A 15,965-nucleotide genomic window follows, 5' to 3' on the forward strand; every position below is an offset into this window, starting at 1 on the left:
AACTGTTCCGAGGACGCAAAACCATACCGCTATAGGCGCGCGCAGCCGGGCCGAGTGAAGAATAGCGGAACGATCATGCGCTTCGGCTGTAGGAGCGAGCCATACAAAAAACCAGGGCTCTAAGGCCCCGGTCAGGTATTCCGATCCTGCTATTTCTTCGCCGCGCTGCTGCTGCCGGCAGCTTTCGCTGCTTCCTGCGTCGTATTTTTCTCCGCTGGCGCGAACGGGTCGCGGTCTTCAAACACGGCTTTGACGAACTGCTGCAGCTTCTGGGTGTTCGCCGTGATCACTTCCGCGCCGCCTACGCGCTTCTCGACTAGCAGCTCTGTCGGAGGAATTTGCTCGCTGGACATGCCCTCGGTTTTCGCCTCGATGGCGAGCGTCCCCAGCTTCAGCATGTCGGTCGTGGTCAAATTCGTCTCGATGTACGGATCGATGCTGTTAAGAATCTTCGGCATGCGGATAAGCGAGCCGGTCGTTTGCATTTTTTGGGCGACCGCCGTCATAAACTTGCGTTGGCGCTCCGTCCGCGAGAAGTCGCTGAGCGCGTCATGGCGGAACCGGACATATTGCAGGGCGGTTTTGCCGTTTAACTGCTGCACGCCTTTTTTCAAATTAATATCGAACTCGGGCTCCTCGGAGTCCCGGTACTTCATGTCCTTCTCGACTTCGAGCTCGATGCCGCCGATCGCGTCGACCAACGCGATAAAACCTTGGAAATCGGTGTATACATAATATTGAATCGGAATACCGAGCAGATCGCTGACGGTTTTCATCGCCAGGTTCGGACCGCCCGTCGCGACCGCGGTATTAATCCGGTCGTTGCCGTGACCGGGCACTTTCACATAAGTGTCCCGAAGAATCGAGAACAGGTACGCCTTCTTCGTCACCGGATCGATCGAGGCGACCATCATCGAATCGGAACGCGGAATTTCGTTCTTCTTCAAGCCTCGCGAATCTCCGCCTAAGATCAGAACGTTCACCCGCTGTTTGCCTTCCCATTTGGGAGGCGCGTAGGCTTCGGCTCCTCCCGTCTTCTTTGCCGTGAAGCCCGAAAATTTTGTCGTTTCCGGCGTACTTTGGATGTTCTTGGCAAAGGTAAGGAAGCCATATGTATAATAACCGATAGCGATGAGTAAAAGAACAAGAATGCCTGTAAAAAACCATTTGATCTTGCGTGCCATGGAAAAATCGATCCTTTCCTGTAGTTTCGGTCGCTTTTCCTCTTCTTGCGGTTCGTGTATCATATACGGGTATAGCTTGTGAAAATTTCTCTTCATTATACCGGGTTTCGCTGTAAAGCTGCAAGCTTCGGCAATTTCTGACAGGAGGCTAACATTCCAATGTCGCTCGCTATAGACGTGCATGAGCTGCGCAAAGAATTTAAGGTGCAGAAGAATCGCGAAGGGCTGCAAGGTGCTCTTCGTGATTTGTTTAAACGAGAGTACACCCAGGTTCGTGCGGTTAAAGACATCAGCTTTCAAATTCCTCAAGGGGAGATTTGCGGCTACATCGGGGAGAACGGTGCAGGGAAATCGACGACGATTAAAATGCTGACCGGCATCCTCGTTCCGACGTCCGGCGATATTCGCGTCAACGGCTACGTCCCTTATCAAGAAAGAGAGGCGTTCGTCCGCGGCATCGGCGTCGTGTTCGGCCAGCGCAGCCAGCTCTGGTGGGACCTGGGCGTGGTCGAATCGTTCCAGCTGCTTAAAAAAGTGTACCGCGTTCCGGACAACGATTACCGGATTCGGATGGATGAGCTCATCGACAGGCTCCAGCTCGGCGATCTGCTGAACCGTCCTGTGCGAAAGCTCAGCCTCGGGCAGCGGATGCGCTGTGAGCTGGCGGCTTCGCTTATTCACAATCCGTCCATCCTGTTTCTGGATGAACCGACGATCGGCCTTGATATTGTCGTGAAAACCGAAATCCGCGAATTCCTCAAATCGCTTAACAGCCGGTTCGGTACGACCATTCTGCTGACAACGCATGATTTGCAGGATATCGAAGCGCTATGCTCCAGAGTTATCATGCTCGACGACGGCAACATTATTTATGACGGCGGTCTCGAGGAATTAAAGGAACGCTGGGGGAAAGGCAAAGAAGCTGCGTTCCGCTTCGCCCAACCCGTCACGCTTGATCAGTTAGAGCTGCTGACCGCCGGACTGGACGTCCAATGGAAGCTTGAGAACGAGCTGACCGCCAAAGTATGGATTCCGCATCAGTTGGCGAACGTATCGGAGCTTCTCGGCCGCGTGGTCGGAGTGGTCAACATCGAGGATATCAAAATATTCGAAACGAATACCGACGACATTGTCCGCGAGATCTACAAATCCGGTTCTTCGGAAGTAAAGCGTGAATGGACCCGGGAACGGGAAGGGGCCGTTCATGCTTAACGCGTATTTGTATATTATCCGGATACGCTTCCTGATGATGCTCGCCTACCGGGTCAACTACTTTAGCGGGATCATTATCTATGCGTTGAATATCGGAGCATACTACTTCCTGTGGAAAGCGATATACGGGAGCAAAGAGGTGCTGGGGGGCATGACGCTTACCCAGATGACGACGTATGTCGCGATCGGCTGGATGGCACGGGCGTTCTATTTCAACAATCTCGACCGGGATATTGCGAACGAAATCAAAGACGGCAGTTTGGCCATTCAGTTCATTCGTCCTTATAATTATATGGTTGTCAAAATGATGCAGGGTCTCGGCGAAGGCTTGTTCCGTTTATTGATGCTGTCCACGCCGGGCATGATTCTGGCGTCGCTGTTGTTTCCCGTGCAGCTGCCGACCGATCCGAAGCTGTGGGCGGTTTATTTGTTCATGCTGCTGCTCAGCTTCCTGATTAATTCACAGATCAATATTATGACCGGGTTAGGCGCGTTTTTTCTTGAAAACAACGAGGGCTTGATGCGGATGAAGCGAGTGGCGGTCGACTTGTTCTCCGGACTCGTCGTGCCGATGACTTTTTTCCCCGGTTGGGCAGAGAGCGTCTTGCGGTTTTTGCCGTTCCAGGCGATTACGTATTTGCCCGGCCGGGTGATTACGGGAGCGGTAACGGGCGATGCCGTGTATCACGGCTTGCTGATCCAGGCGGGATGGTTTGTGCTGCTGTTAGTGCCGCTTTACTTCCTTTGGCGCAGCGCAAGGTCGCGTCTGTTCGTACAGGGAGGGTGAGGGACGAATGTTCTATGCAGGGCTGATTCTGGGTTATTTGAAAAACTATTTCAAAACGCGTCTTACGTATCGTTCCGACTTCTGGATCGAGCTGTTGTCGGATTTGATGTTTAACGGACTGAATTTAATTTTCATTCTGATCATGTTTACGCATACCGAACTGATCGGGGAATGGAATGAGCAGCAGGTGCTGTTCATTTACGGTTATTTTATGATGGCATCAGGCTTGTTTAACACTTTCTTTAATTTGTGGAATTTTAGCGAGCGCTACATCGTCAAGGGGGAAATGGACAGGGTGCTGACGCGCCCGGCGTATAATCTGGTCCAGCTGGTGCTGGAAAATATGGACCCGCCGTCCTTATTCAGCTCCCTGGTCGGGTTCCTCATCATGGCATATACCTGGACGCAGCTGGGCCTTGGCTTCACGTGGTCGGATCCGTTCGTGCTGGTGCTGCTGGTCGTCGGCTCGGTTATGATTTATGCCGGCATTTACATTTTCTTCTCGGCGCTGTCCTTTTTCTCGGACGCTCCAACCGGGATTACCGCGCTGCTCTACAATCTGCAAAACTATGGGCGGTATCCGATGACGATCTACAACGCCGTCATGAAGTTTACGCTGACGTGGGTGCTTCCGTTCGGCTTCGTCGGGTTTTATCCGTCCGCCTATTTCCTGGACCGGGCGAATTGGGGCGGCTTCGCGCTGCTCACCCCGGTTGTCGGGGCCGTCTTCTTCGTTACCGGCGTTTGTGTCTGGAATTACGGCGTGAAGCGGTACCGCGGGGCGGGATCGTAAACGCCATCTGTTCAAGGCCGGGCGTGTAATCCTGGGGCGATTCCGCCAAGCTAATGATGAAAGAGGCCAAGAAGTACGTGGCGTTCGATAGGAGTCAGGCCGTTACGCTTGTCAAAGCGGATGGCCAAAATGTATAATGCGGCGCAAAACCTAGTACCGTCAGGAGAGGAATTCAATGGCAGAATTGCAGATCGGACAAGTGGTTCCCGACTTTACCTTAACGGCAGGCAGCGGGGAAACCGTTACGCTCAGCCAGTTCCGCGGCCGCAAGGTCGTGCTTTATTTTTACCCGAAAGATATGACGCCGACGTGCACGGAGCAATCGTGCCAATTCCGCGATTATAACGAACAGTTCGCCAAGACCGGCACGGTCGTGCTGGGCATCAGTCCGGACGACCTGAAGGCGCATCAGAAGTTTGCGGCGAAATACGAGCTGCCGTTTCCGCTGCTGTCCGATCCGGATCATCAAGTGGCCGAGAAGTACGGGGTCTGGGCGCTGAAGAAGCTGTACGGCCGCGAGTATATGGGCATTGTCCGCTCGACGTTCCTCATCGACGAAGAGGGGCGGCTTGTGCGGGAATGGCGCAAGGTGAGGGTCAAAGGCCATGTGGAGCAGGTGCTGCAAGCGGTGAAGGAAACGGTGTAACGGAAGAGAGAGCCGGTATTACTCTGTAAGATTAGCTTTAGAGGTTTTTACTTGTAAATTAATGTGTTGTATAGAATGTTACACATTTAACATTATAGAAGCGAAAACTGATGGTATTGATACCAAAGTTTTCGCTTACGAGGAGTCGCTGTAGGGGAGTTTCACCCAAGAATGTCCATTGAAGCAATAGCGAGGACCATCATTTCATTTATTGACGGCATTACCTGCGATGCGATGCAAATGGATATCCAACAATTACAGATCGATAGCCAGATAGAAGTGATCATCTTTTATTTGCAAAATGTGCTTGGAGTGAAAGAAGAGGAACTTGCTTAAGAGACACAACAGCATCGCTGTGTTCGGCATCGGCTAGTCGAGCGGAGGCTGGGCCTGCTGCAGCATGTTTCCACGCAGGGTGATACGCCGCGAAACTTCGCGCTGACGCCGGACGGCCGGTTCTTGGCGGCGCCAATCCGAACACCGGCTCCATCTGACCTACAAAGTGCGCGCTTGACGGGACGCTGGAGCCGACAGGTCATTCAATTGGAGCGCCAAGCCGGTTTGTATCTGATTCCGGTAAACGGCAGCCTGTCGAGCCGGAGCCTGTCTAAAGAAGCGCGAATTCGTCAACACTGGGAAGGCAAGCAAATTTTTCGGGAGAGTGAGAAACATGCTGCCTTTTCAAGTTCGGATGGCCGAGTTGTGGACGCTTCACCAAAGCCGGGAATTAACGACCGATGAGTCGAATGAGTTGACGATGTGCCTGCAGGCGAATGCGAACTATGCCCGCAAGCTGAGCGAGCTGCACAATTACATCTACGCAGCGTCGCTGGTCGGCGACAAGACATGGATGGATGAGCTGAATACGAGAGCGGCCCTCATCGATCAGGAGTTCCAGCTTCATCTTGCCGCGTGGAAGAATAGCAGGTTTGGCAAAGGTCAGCCGGGGCAGCCGTAAGGGGTACGGCGGTCGCAGGCGCATCTACGCAAAGAACAAGTATGCATGAAACCGCAGGGAGGCCGAGGCCTTTCTGCGGTTTTTTGGCGTGGGAGCGGGGCGACGGGGGCCTTAGTGCAGGTTCGGCATTCCTTGGAACAACGGGCGGTAGTGAAAAGGCCGCGAACCCGGCAACACGGGTAGAGCTGGTACGAAATAGCAGAACGCTGGATAGCTTATTCCGCCGTTTTCGACGTGTAGACGGTCCTCGGTGGCGCTCGAATAATAAGGCTCTGAAGGTTCGTTATTTTTCGATGATGCGGGGAAGGAGGGACAATAGCGGATCATAGTTCCTCTATGCGCTTTTCGAAGCAAACCGGTAGGACGAACTGGCCGGAGGCGCCCATAATCACAAGAGGCAATCTAGCGAAGTTTCGCGGCGCACAGGTCTAAATGCTAGGCTCCCTCCATATATTCTAGTAAAACGAAAGCCCATAGAATATACGGAGGGATTCAAATGAAGCGGGTAACATCGGCTGAACGCACCAGCAGTAGAAACAGCATCTTGCATTCTTTCTTGACCGGAATACTGGTCCTCGCCATATGGCTATCGGCCGCCCCGCAAACGTTCGCCGCCGCCCCGCTGACCGCCAAGGAGGCGGACGAGGTGTTCGCCTCGCTCTCCTCCGGTAAACGTGTAGAAGCGGAAGAGATGTCGTACCGAAAGCCGGAAGAGCCGACCGTCTACTTGACGTTCGACGACGGACCGAGCGCCTTTACGCCGCAGGTGCTGGATGTCTTGAAGGAGGAAGAGGTGCGGGCCACCTTCTTCGTCTTGGGCGAGCAGGCCGAAGCCAGACCCCATGTCGTGAAACGAATCGTGGAGGAAGGGCATGCGATCGGGAACCATTCGTATAACCATGTATATAAAGAGCTGTACTCGAAATTCGGAGCGTACTGGGAGCAGCTGCAGCGAACGGAACAAATTTTGTTCGATGCGACGGGCGTTAGAACGCCGCTCGTACGTGCTCCGGGGGGAACGGCTGGCAACTTTGATGCGTTTTACTTTTATTTGTTGAACCGCGGCGGATATTCCGTCTTCGATTGGACGATCGACAGCGAGGATGCGCGCAAGGCGGGTGCGACCGCGGAGGACATCGCGCATACGGTGGCCCAAGGTCCGTTCCGGCACGAGGTGACCGTCTTGATGCATGACGGACCGGGTCATGAGCAAACTTTGAAAGCGCTGCCGAAAATTATCAAATTGTTTAAAGATCAAGGCTACCGGTTCGCTCCGCTTTCGACGGAAGTGAAGCCGGCGCAGTTTGGCGTGAGCAAAGCCAAATGGCAGCGTGGAACGTCGTGGAGCGCCTTTCAACAGCAGCTGCAGGCGGTGGAGGAGCACCGCCCGGTTTGGGCGGCAGCCGGGAGCGTGGCGGAAGAAGCGGGCGCAGGCTCGGAAGTGAAACCGGCCCCTGAGACGGCGCTGGCCTCCGGGGGGATTGCAGCGGGAGGCCCTGACCAGTTGCGTCTTCGGACGGACTATACGACCGTGGATTTCCGGCGGGACGGCTTCCTCTTTCGGGAAGAGCGGTTCATTGTTCCACTGCGGGAGCTCGTCCAGCCGCTGGGAGCGGAGGTGGTATGGGAGCCGGGCGCGCGGACGGCGGTCGTTCGATACGGGAGCTCCCGGACGGAGTACGATTTAGCGAACTGCGAGCTGCGGGTTTATCGGGAGCAGCCGCAATGGGACCCTTCCGGGCATGAAGCTGTAACCGTCATCCCTCTGCCTGAAATGGAGCTGCGAGAGGGCTCGTTATATGTGCCGCTGCGCAGCGCGCTGGAGCTGCTCGGCGCGCAGATCGTCGCTTACGAGCCGGAGACGGACGGGCATCCCGCCACGGTCCGGGCCACCTTCCGGCAAGGCTTGCCGCTCGAACTGGGGCGGCTGTGGGCGGCTGCGGCGAAGCGTTCGGTTCCCGTCTAAAATCTCTGAAATTCGGCAATACTGGATTCATAGGATTCCAAGTCTATGAAGACTATGAGCCGCATTTTAGGAGGTTATAAACATGATGTCGTCCTCATCCGTAACGGATTCTCCCGAAGCTTTGCTTGGGCGTATCGTATATCAAGTGGAAAAAGTGATTGTCGGCAAACGGGACGTGATCGAGAAGCTGCTCGTCGCCCTGCTGGCCGGCGGTCATGTTCTGCTCGAAGACGTGCCCGGCGTCGGTAAAACGATGCTCGTCCGTGCCTTGGCGCGTACGATCGATTGCGGGTTTACACGCATTCAATGTACGCCCGACCTGCTGCCCTCGGATTTGACGGGGGTATCGATTTATAATCAACGGACAGCCGAATTTGAATTTCGGCCGGGTCCACTGCTCGCGCCGATCGTATTGGCCGACGAGCTGAACCGGACGTCGCCGCGAACCCAGGCGGCTTTGCTGGAAGCGATGGAGGAGAAGCGGGTGACGGTCGACGGGACGACGTATCCGCTGCCGGAGCCGTTCTTTCTGCTCGCGACGCAAAATCCGATCGATTTCGAAGGGACGTTCCCGCTGCCGGAGGCGCAGCTGGACCGGTTTCTCCTCAAGCTGCGATTGGGGTATCCCGAGCCGCGCGACGAGGTGGAGATGCTGAACCGGATGGAGGATGCGTTTCCGCTCACGCACATTCGGACGGTCGTGCTGCAGGAGGAGTTCGCCCAGCTGCAAAAACAAGTGCGTGCCGTGCACGTCGACGAGACGATCAAGCAATATATCGTGCAGCTGACGACGGCGACCCGTCAACATCCGGATATCGCCCTCGGGGCCAGTCCGCGGGCGTCGATCGCGCTGATGCGCGCCGCCCAGGCGGAAGCGTTCCGCTGCGGACGCGGTTTCGTGATTCCCGACGATATTAAATCGCTCTGCGTCCCGGTGCTTGCGCATCGGATCATGCTCGGAGCGAATGCCTCCATGGCCGGGAAGAGCACCGACACGGTGATGGGCGACCTGCTGGCGGCGACGCCGGTGCCGGTTCGCCGCCATGCGGCCGGTTGAGAGGCGATCCGCGATGCGAAGCTTAATCGGACTTGTCGTGATTGGAGCGGCCGCCGGCGTCTGGGCGGCGACTTGGGGCGGCCGCACGGCCTGGTTCGCGCTGGGGGTGGCCGTCTTGCTGTGGATCTACGGGCTGCTAGTCTACCTGTCCGTTCGTCGGGGAGTCCGGGTGGAGCGGTTGTTTCTGGGTCTGGAACATACGTTCTCTAATCTAGGGGCCAGAGAAACGAAGCCGGTTGAAGCCGGGTTGCTCTATGTATTTACGGGGGAATCGCTCAGCTTCGCGTATCGGGTATCGCTGCCTGCGCGCGGTCTGCCCGGCGTCTGGCTGCGTTTCGAGGAGCGCTGGGTGCATACCGGCACCGGCGAAGCTGTGACGCTGTGCGCTTACGCGCCGGCGGGCTTCCGCGGCGAGGCGCGCTTGACCGGCCGGCTGGCGGGGCTAGGCCGGGGCGTCTATGCCGCCGCCGAGCGGACGGTCACCGCCGGCGACGCCTTCGGGCTGCTGCGCGTGCAGCGGCGCAGCCCGGCCGAGGGGCAGCTGCTCGTGCTGCCCCGGCTGCTGCCGGCGGCGGCCGATCCCGGCGCCGCCTTCGAAGAAGCGCGGCGAGGCAAACGCCCGCCGAACGGCGCAAGCGTGCCGCAGGTGATCGGCACGCGGCCTTACGCGCCCGGGGATCCGCTCCGCCGGATCCACTGGCGCAGCAGCGCGCGCACCGGCGAGCTGCGCGCGAAGGAGCTCGAGCTGCCTGCCATCGGGCGGCAGCTCATCGGCTTGGACGCGGCCGGAGCCGGGAGCAGCACGGGAGACGCCCTGTGGGCGGATCCCGCGCTGACGGCGGCGGCGGAGGCCGCGGCAGGTCTCGCCCTGCGCGCGCTCGAGCAGGGCTTGCGCGTGCGCCTGGCCGTGAGCGACGGCCGGGGCGGCAGCGTCGAAGCGCAAGGCCGCGGGCGCTTGCGCGATGTGCTGGCGCTGCTCGCAGCGGTGCCTCAGGGCGATCCTCGCCCGCAGGCGTTCGCCGAGCTGGCGCTGCGCGAAGCGCTTGCTGCCGGCGGCGGAGCCGTCACGCTGGTGACGGCCCGCGCAGACGCGCAGCTGATCCCTGTGCTGCGCCGGCTGCCGGGACGGGCGGTGCAGCTCGTGTACGTGCAAGGCCCGTGGTCGGGCGGTAGCGCTGCCGCGGTGGAGTCGTGGCTGCAGCAGCTGGAGGCGATAGGCTGCCGCGTGACCGTTGTGAGCGCGCTAGCTGTGTCCTCCGCACCGCAGATAGGAGGTGACGGTTATGCCGCATCGGGACATTGACCGTCTGGCGGCGGGAGGGGGAGCGGGACAATTGCCGCATGTGGAGAACGCCTCCCCGACCGCTGCGCTCGCTTCCGCGATGCCTGCCGCTCCGTCTGCATCGGTGGGGTTTTCCGGCTATTCGCCGGGCCTAACGCCGCAGGCAGCGTACGTCTCCCCTGCAAGAGCGCTCGCCTCCACGATACCTGCCGGTCCCGCCGCTGCGGACCGGGACCCGGGCTTCGCGGGCCAAACGCAGTCTGAGCCGCGCACTTCGTGGGGCGAGGATGCCCTGCTGAGCTTGCTGCTGCTGCTGCTGCTGCTCGAATGGCTGTACCCGCTCGGCCGATTAGCCGAGGTCACCGAGCTTTATTCCATTGCTCCCTTTGTTTGGACGTTCTCGCTGTTCGTTCTGATCGATTCGTTTCGTCCGTCCGCCTGGGCGGTTTGGCCGCTGAAAGCCGCGGGGATCGTGCTGTTCACCGCTTGGCTGCACCACGGTCAAGCCTTTCCGAACGCGGAGGAATGGGCGATCTGGGGCCGGGAGCTGGCAGTCGATTGGAGCGAGGGACTGCAGGGCCGCTTAGGGGCGTGGGAGCCTGCGACGCGAACGCTGCTGTTCACGACCGGCTGGGCGTTCTTCATCTCGGTCGTGCAATCGCTTGTGCTCGATCGCCGTTCCATGTTTTGGCTGGTGCTGATGACGCTGGCGGTTCCGATCTTGATGCAAACGGCGTTCGGGTTGGATGCATTAGGGTCCGTTTGCCGCTGCCTGGCTATCGGTCTGCTGCTTCAATTGCTTCTGCAGCCCGGACGTTTGCGGCGCTGGCTTGCGGAGACGGGGACGCCGTCCGCGGCAGGGGGGGCGCCTGCGGACAGCCGCACGGTGCCGATCGCCGCTCAGGGCGTCTGGATGCCCGGTCTGCTGCTGCTTGCCGCCAGCCTCGCAGCCGGCGGTCTGGGCGTGCTGCTTCATCCGCAGCAGGCCCAGCCGCCCGATTGGTTGGCGTACATGCGGACGTGGGAAGAACATCTGGCAAACGGGTACCGTGCCGGCGCCTCCGATTCGGTGGCCCGCACAGGCTACGGAGCGGACGACAGCCTGCTCGGGCTGCCCTTGCGCGCCGATCCCGGCGTGGCTTTCACGGCGGTTACCGAGCGTCTGACCTATTGGCGCGGCGAAGCCAAGAGCCGTTATACGGGGCAAGGCTGGACGGAGCCTGAACCGACGATGCTCCAATCCCGCTTGGGCGAGCCGACGCCGGAACTGGCGGCTTCGTCCGCCTATACAGCCGTTATCCAGGAGGTGGCGTTAGCCGATTCGACGTTGAACCGCTTCCTGCTTGCGGGGGGGACGATCACCCGCGTCGACGCCTTGCAAACCGCACGGGGACAAGCCATCCCGGTCGATTGGGTGTGGAAGCAGGCGGAGACGGACCGATATGTGATGCCGGCGTTAACGGACCCGCTGTCGTTCTATCGTCTCGAAGCCCGCGTGCTGACCGACCGTTCGATGCTGCAGCGCGATGCGGGAACCGATTATCCCGCCGCCGTCCGCGAACGGTTCCTGCAGCTGCCTGAAGCGCTGCCGGAACGCGTCCGCGGGCTGGCGCGTCAAATTACGCAGCAGGCCGAGACGCCTTATGCGAAAGCCGACGCCATTGAGCGGTACTTGCGCGAGCATTACGCGTACCGCACGGACAATACGCGGCCCGCCGCGACCGGGGAGGACCTGGTTGACCGCTTCTTGTTCGAGCAGCGCGCCGGATACTGCGATCACTTCTCAACGGCGATGGTCGTGCTGCTGCGCGCTTCCGGCGTTCCCGCTCGCTGGGTTAAGGGGTTTACGCCCGGCGAAGTCGTCGCGTCGGAGAAGTTGGACGATAGGACACGATACAACGTGCAGGTGCGGCAGCAAGACGCCCATGCTTGGGTGGAGGTGTATTTCCCGACGGCCGGCTGGGCGCCCTTCGAGCCGACCCCCGGCTTTAACGGAGAAAGCGTGCCGCCGACCCCGCACACCGGGACAGCTGGGGCCGGGACGGAGGGACAGCCGTCTTCGAACCGCTGGACGGCCGGTGCCGCAGAGCGTATGCAAGCGGCGTACCGTGACCTGGCCGCCTCGCTGGACATACTCGGCGGACGCGCGAAGGCTGCTTGGGGCGGTGTCTCGGCCCGGCTTACCCGGCCGACGCTCGCCGCTGCCGCGGTCATAGCCGGGGCCGGCGCGCTCTTGGCGCTCGGCCTTACAGCCGGCAGCCGGCAGCTTCGCACCGCTGCCGCCGAGCAGGCGCGGCCCGCTGCGGCACCGTCCGGCAGCGCGGGCTTGCTGCATGGCTTGCGCCGGTTGTCCGCCCATCGCCTGGGTGAACGGTTCTGGCGCCGGCTGCAGCGGACCTACGGCCCGGCGGCGCCTGCGCAAACGCTGCGCGAATACGCCGCTTCGCGCGCCTGCCTCAGCGAGGCTCACCGGCAGGCGCTGGTCCGTTTCACGCGGCTGCTCGAAGCGCAGCGCTACGCCGATCCTTATGCGTCGTCGCCGGCCCCCGTCTCCAGACAGGCGCTGCGGGACGCTTGGCTGCAGCTGCGGCGCAGCCGCAAAGCGTAGTCGCCGCAAGAGTCCGTCCGCTGCATCGGGACGGGCTTTTTTCATTTTTCGCCATCATGCGACAAAACGGTCAGACAAAGCATTGCCCTTTATCCGGTGTAAGCTTATAATAGGTGTCATTGAAAAATGAACGCTTATTGCAGGAGGAACGTACAAACCATGGACAAGCCGAATGAAATTATTGTGGTGCTCGATTTTGGCGGGCAGTACAACCAGTTGATCGCACGCCGTATCCGCGACTTGGGCGTATACAGCGAGCTGCTGCCGTTCAATACACCGGCCGACAAAATCAAAGCGCTGCAGCCTCGGGGCATCATCTTCTCAGGCGGTCCCGCCAGCGTGTACGGGGAAGCTTCTCCGCTGGTCGACCCGGCCGTATATGACCTCGGGGTGCCGATTCTCGGCATTTGTTACGGGATGCAGATGATGGCCCATCAGTTGGAGGGCAAGGTGGAGCCCGCTTCGAAGCGCGAGTACGGCAAAGCCGAAGTCGATTTCACGGATGCTTGCGGACTCGTGCACGGGCTCGATAAGAAGCAAACCGTATGGATGAGTCACAGCGACCTTGTCGTGCAGACCCCGGAAGGCTTCGTCGTCGACGCGAGCACCGAGCATGCGCCTATCGCGGCCATGAGTCATCCGGAGAAGAAGATGTTCGCCGTTCAATTCCATCCGGAAGTGCGCCATTCCGTCTACGGCAACGAAATGATTCGTAATTTCCTGTACCATGTATGCGGGTGCGAGGGAACGTGGAGCATGACGACCTTCATTGAGGACACGATTCAAGAAATCCGCGAACAAGTCGGGGACCAAAAGGTGCTGTGCGCCCTGAGCGGCGGGGTCGATTCGTCCGTGGTGGCGATGCTGATTCACAAAGCGATCGGCGATCAGCTGACGTGTATGTTTATCGACCACGGCTTGCTGCGCAAAGGCGAGGCGGAGAGCGTGATGGATACGTTCGTCGGCAAATTCGATATGAAAGTCGTCAAAATCGATGCCCGCGAGCGATTCCTGGGCAAATTGGCCGGCGTCGACGATCCGGAACAGAAGCGTAAAATCATCGGCACGGAATTCATTCGCGTCTTCGAAGAGGAGTCGGGGAAATTCGACGACTTCGCGTTCTTGGCGCAAGGCACGCTGTATACGGATATCGTGGAAAGCGGTACGGCTACGGCACAAACGATCAAATCGCATCACAACGTCGGCGGATTGCCGGAAGATATGAAGTTCAAGCTGGTGGAGCCGCTCAAAGCGCTGTTCAAGGACGAGGTGCGTAAGGTCGGCGAAGAGTGCGGACTGCCGGCGGCCATCGTGTGGCGTCAGCCGTTCCCGGGTCCGGGACTGGCCATCCGCGTGCTTGGCGAAGTGACGGAGGAGAAGCTGACGATCGTTCGCGAATCGGATGCGATTCTGCGCGACGAAATCGCCAAAGCCGGTCTCGACCGCGAGATTTGGCAATATTTCACGGCGCTGCCGAACATGAAGAGCGTCGGCGTTATGGGTGACGCCCGTACGTATTCGTATACGGTCGGCATTCGCGCGGTAACCTCCATCGACGGCATGACTGCGGACTGGGCTCGTATTCCATGGGATGTGCTTGAGAAAATTTCGGTCCGTATCGTCAACGAAGTTGACAACGTCAACCGGATCGTGTATGACATTACCTCCAAACCTCCAGCGACGATTGAGTGGGAATAAACGAAAGAAGGCTCGTTCTCGCGACATACGAGAGCGGGCTTTTTGTTAGGTCGAATGCCGAACGATAGCGTTGAGAAAAATGTCGAATGTTCGGTAATTTTGGTTGACAGCAGTGACATCACTTTTTATAATGAATACAGGAATTGAAGAGAATAACCGTTTCGTATAATCCCGGGAATCGGCCCGGGAGTTTCTACGAGGTCACCGTAAATGATCTGGCTACGAACAAGAAAGCACGTGTTTCGCGGAATCCCGCGGAGCCTTTTTTCTTGTGAGCCCGGACCGTCAGGTACCCGGGCTTTTCGTCGTTGTTTTCGAAAACACTCTTTCCGAGGGGGATTTTGGAAAAAATGGATCGTTTGTTTAAGCTAAAAGAGAACGGCACTACAGTTCGTACCGAAGTGATGGCCGGGCTAACCACGTTCATGACGATGGCGTATATTTTGGCCGTCAATCCGAACATTCTTAGCGCATTCGGCTCCGGCGCGACGGGAATGGACTGGACGGCCGTGTTTTTGGCAACCGCGATTGCCGCAGGCGTCATTACGATCTGTATGGGGCTCTTCGTGAATTTTCCTGTCGCCTTGGCGCCGGGGATGGGGTTGAACGCCTATTTTGCGACGGTGATCCTGGCTTCGGGCGGCACGTTTACGTACCAGATGGGCTTGACGGCCGTTTTTATTTCGGGCTTGATTTTCATCGTATTGACGGTGACGAAGGTGCGGCAGATGCTGATCGTCGCAGTGCCGGACAGCTTGAAGCACGCGATTACGGTCGGAATCGGGCTGTTTATCGCGATTATCGGATTGAAGAACAGCGGGCTGCTGACCGTTGCGGTCGAAACGCTGAACGATGTGCCGAAAGGCAAATATACCGATCTGCTCTCCTTTGAGACGGTCTTCCATATCGGCAGCATGCATAACGTCAACGTGCTGCTCTGCATCATTGGACTTGCATTGATCTCGATTTTGATAGTGCTGCAGGTGCGCGGCGCGATTTTGTTCGGCATCCTGCTGACGACGGTAGTGGGCATGTTCATGCATAATCCGGACGGTACGCCGGTTGTCAATTTGGCCACGCTCGGCAGCGAGAAGACGACCTGGGTGCCGGACCTTAGCAAGCTGGCCTTTGCTGAATTCGATTTTGCAGGGATTATGAATGCAGGGATTATTTCCGTCATCTTGACGTTTACATTTGTGGAGCTGTTCGATACATTCGGAACGCTCGTCGGTACGGCGAACCGTGCCGGATTCATGAAAGACAAAGTCGAAGGCCAGAAACGCGTCGGCAAAGCGATGATGGTGGATGCGATCGGCGTCAGCGGCGGGGCCTTGGTCGGTACGAGCACCGTGACGGCTTTCGTCGAAAGTGCTGCGGGGGTCGCCGAAGGCGGACGCACCGGCTTGACGGCGGTGACGACGGGCGTCTGCTTCTTGCTCGCCTTGTTCCTTGCCCCGATTGCCGCGCTTATTCCGGGTTCCGCGACAGCGGCGGCGCTTATTATTGTCGGCGTGCTGATGATGCAATCGGTTCGCGAGATCGACTTTCAAGATTTGGTTTACGGCATTCCGGCGTTCTTCACTGTCGCGTTCATGCCCTTCACGTACAACATCGCCAACGGGATTTCGTTCGGGATCGTCAGTTATGTCTTGCTGGCCACCGTCGCGAAACTGAGCGGCAAAGGCCAATATAAAGTCCATTGGCTGATGTGGGTGCTGGCGGTGCTGATCGTGCTGCGTTATATGTTTATCACGGAGTAGCAGACTCCAGCCTG

General features: G+C 58.6%; 12 protein-coding genes, 1 pseudogene and 1 riboswitch. Of the genes and pseudogenes, 12 read left to right on the forward strand and 1 reads right to left on the reverse strand.

Annotated elements, in window-relative coordinates; translation table 11 throughout:
• Positions 1-149: 149 nt before the first annotated feature.
• A complete protein-coding gene (locus tag JMF85_RS06940; protein WP_141336591.1) occupies positions 150-1,184 on the reverse strand; it encodes an LCP family protein in 1,035 nt (344 codons plus the stop codon).
• Between the two features lie 159 nt (positions 1,185-1,343).
• Between JMF85_RS06940 and JMF85_RS06945 the strand changes: the two genes are divergently transcribed.
• From JMF85_RS06945 to JMF85_RS07005, 12 genes and pseudogenes are all read left to right on the forward strand, one after another.
• Positions 1,344-2,396, forward strand: coding sequence for an ABC transporter ATP-binding protein (locus tag JMF85_RS06945; protein ID WP_127610016.1), 1,053 nt, complete (start codon positions 1,344-1,346; stop codon positions 2,394-2,396).
• Complete coding sequence (locus JMF85_RS06950; RefSeq protein WP_127610014.1) at positions 2,389-3,183, forward strand: ABC transporter permease; 795 nt, start codon at positions 2,389-2,391, stop codon at positions 3,181-3,183. The genes JMF85_RS06945 and JMF85_RS06950 overlap by 8 nt, the downstream gene beginning before the upstream one ends.
• Before the next feature lie 7 nt (positions 3,184-3,190).
• Positions 3,191-3,976, forward strand: coding sequence for an ABC transporter permease (locus JMF85_RS06955; protein WP_127610012.1), 786 nt, complete (start codon positions 3,191-3,193; stop codon positions 3,974-3,976).
• A gap of 175 nt (positions 3,977-4,151) precedes the next feature.
• Entirely contained in the window at positions 4,152-4,622 is a 471-nt protein-coding gene (gene bcp, locus JMF85_RS06960; protein ID WP_054798026.1) for a thioredoxin-dependent thiol peroxidase, read from the forward strand.
• 147 nt (positions 4,623-4,769) lie between these two features.
• Positions 4,770-4,958: pseudogene (locus JMF85_RS06965) on the forward strand (hypothetical protein); the annotation flags it as partial.
• A 334-nt stretch (positions 4,959-5,292) separates the two neighbouring features.
• Positions 5,293-5,580, forward strand: a complete 288-nt coding sequence (locus JMF85_RS06975; protein ID WP_127610010.1) for a DUF7667 family protein — start codon at positions 5,293-5,295, stop codon at positions 5,578-5,580.
• A 496-nt stretch (positions 5,581-6,076) separates the two neighbouring features.
• Complete coding sequence (locus JMF85_RS06980) at positions 6,077-7,546, forward strand: polysaccharide deacetylase family protein (RefSeq protein ID WP_201317958.1); 1,470 nt, start codon at positions 6,077-6,079, stop codon at positions 7,544-7,546.
• Between the two features lie 82 nt (positions 7,547-7,628).
• A complete protein-coding gene (locus JMF85_RS06985; protein WP_201317959.1) occupies positions 7,629-8,603 on the forward strand; it encodes an AAA family ATPase in 975 nt (324 codons plus the stop codon).
• Between the two features lie 115 nt (positions 8,604-8,718).
• The gene (locus tag JMF85_RS06990) at positions 8,719-9,906 is read left to right on the forward strand and encodes a DUF58 domain-containing protein (RefSeq protein ID WP_201317960.1); all 1,188 of its coding nucleotides are present in this window, start codon (positions 8,719-8,721) and stop codon (positions 9,904-9,906) included.
• Positions 9,887-12,493, forward strand: coding sequence for a DUF4129 domain-containing transglutaminase family protein (locus JMF85_RS06995; RefSeq protein WP_201317961.1), 2,607 nt, complete (start codon positions 9,887-9,889; stop codon positions 12,491-12,493). Before JMF85_RS06990 ends, JMF85_RS06995 begins: the two co-directional genes overlap by 20 nt.
• A 159-nt stretch (positions 12,494-12,652) precedes the next feature.
• On the forward strand, positions 12,653-14,191 hold the full coding sequence (guaA, locus tag JMF85_RS07000; RefSeq protein ID WP_141336787.1) for a glutamine-hydrolyzing GMP synthase: 1,539 nt from the start codon (positions 12,653-12,655) through the stop codon (positions 14,189-14,191).
• 141 nt (positions 14,192-14,332) lie between these two features.
• A riboswitch (purine riboswitch) is annotated at positions 14,333-14,433 on the forward strand.
• A gap of 108 nt (positions 14,434-14,541) precedes the next feature.
• Positions 14,542-15,951 carry an NCS2 family permease gene (locus JMF85_RS07005; RefSeq protein ID WP_054800505.1) on the forward strand — a complete coding sequence of 470 codons (1,410 nt, stop codon included), beginning with the start codon at positions 14,542-14,544 and terminating at the stop codon, positions 15,949-15,951.
• Positions 15,952-15,965 lie beyond the last annotated feature (14 nt).

The sequence above is a fragment of the Paenibacillus sp. EPM92 genome, assembly GCF_016586185.1.
Lineage (GTDB): Bacteria > Bacillota > Bacilli > Paenibacillales > NBRC-103111 > Paenibacillus_G > Paenibacillus_G validus.

Coding starts and splice junctions, on each gene's coding strand:
- guaA (WP_141336787.1), top strand. CDS start 12,653: ATGGACAAGCCGAATGAAATTATTGTGGTGCTCGATTTTGGCGGGCAG.
- JMF85_RS06995 (WP_201317961.1), top strand. CDS start 9,887: ATGCCGCATCGGGACATTGACCGTCTGGCGGCGGGAGGGGGAGCGGGA.
- JMF85_RS06975 (WP_127610010.1), top strand. CDS start 5,293: ATGCTGCCTTTTCAAGTTCGGATGGCCGAGTTGTGGACGCTTCACCAA.
- JMF85_RS06945 (WP_127610016.1), top strand. CDS start 1,344: ATGTCGCTCGCTATAGACGTGCATGAGCTGCGCAAAGAATTTAAGGTG.
- JMF85_RS06955 (WP_127610012.1), top strand. CDS start 3,191: ATGTTCTATGCAGGGCTGATTCTGGGTTATTTGAAAAACTATTTCAAA.
- JMF85_RS07005 (WP_054800505.1), top strand. CDS start 14,542: ATGGATCGTTTGTTTAAGCTAAAAGAGAACGGCACTACAGTTCGTACC.
- JMF85_RS06985 (WP_201317959.1), top strand. CDS start 7,629: ATGATGTCGTCCTCATCCGTAACGGATTCTCCCGAAGCTTTGCTTGGG.
- JMF85_RS06950 (WP_127610014.1), top strand. CDS start 2,389: ATGCTTAACGCGTATTTGTATATTATCCGGATACGCTTCCTGATGATG.
- bcp (WP_054798026.1), top strand. CDS start 4,152: ATGGCAGAATTGCAGATCGGACAAGTGGTTCCCGACTTTACCTTAACG.
- JMF85_RS06940 (WP_141336591.1), bottom strand. CDS start 1,184: ATGGCACGCAAGATCAAATGGTTTTTTACAGGCATTCTTGTTCTTTTA.
- JMF85_RS06980 (WP_201317958.1), top strand. CDS start 6,077: ATGAAGCGGGTAACATCGGCTGAACGCACCAGCAGTAGAAACAGCATC.